Here is a 740-nt window from a genome sequence, read left to right on the forward strand (position 1 = left end):
AAATGGCCGGACCTCTACTTCGTGATCATCGAGTGCGGCGTCGCCTGGGTTCCGTCGGTCCTTTGGCGCCTGGACGCCGACTACAAAGCGCTGCGCAAGGAGACGCCATGGCTGAAGATGCTGCCGTCTGAATATTGCCGGCGCAACATCCGCTTTTCCACGCAGCCGCTGGAGCAGCCTGCAAACATCCAACATCTCTGGTCCACGCTCGAAGCGATGGACGGAGAAAACACGCTGATGTTTGCATCGGACTATCCGCACTGGGATTACGACGATGCCAACACGCTGCAAATCCCTCCTGCCTGGAAGAGCAAGATCATGGGACTGAACGCGCTGGAAGTCTACAAACGCATCCCCCGCGCGCAAGCCGCGAATGCCGCCTGAGGAAGCATACGATGCCCGAGAAGACATATATCTGCCGCGTCGACGAGATCGAAACAGGGTCTCCGTTCATCGCCAAGATCCGCAGCCTTTCGGTCGGGATTTTCCGCATCGGAGATTCATTCCACGCGCTGCTGAATGTCTGTCCGCACCGCGGCGCTCCGCTTTGCGAGGGGCCGCAATGCGGCACAACCGCGCCCGTTGAACAGGCGCAATTCATCTATCATCGCGAAAACGAGATCGTTCGATGCGCCTGGCACGGGTGGGAGTTCGACATCAAGTCAGGCGCGGCCTTGGTCGATCCCTCCGTTCGCGCGCGCACATTTCCAGTCACCGTCGAAGCCGGCGGCATCTACGTG

General features: G+C 59.7%; 2 protein-coding genes. Both read left to right on the forward strand.

Annotated features, from left to right (window positions below; all coding sequences use genetic code 11):
- Positions 1-384 (forward strand): amidohydrolase family protein (locus EOA22_RS35935; protein ID WP_164756299.1); only part of this gene is annotated, 384 nt, incomplete at its 5' end.
- A gap of 11 nt (positions 385-395) precedes the next feature.
- A partial coding sequence (locus EOA22_RS35940) for a Rieske (2Fe-2S) protein (RefSeq protein WP_164756300.1) occupies positions 396-740 on the forward strand: 345 nt, incomplete at its 3' end.

This window comes from Mesorhizobium sp. M7A.F.Ca.US.014.04.1.1, assembly GCF_003998745.1.
Taxonomy (GTDB): Bacteria; Pseudomonadota; Alphaproteobacteria; order Rhizobiales; family Rhizobiaceae; genus Mesorhizobium; species Mesorhizobium ciceri.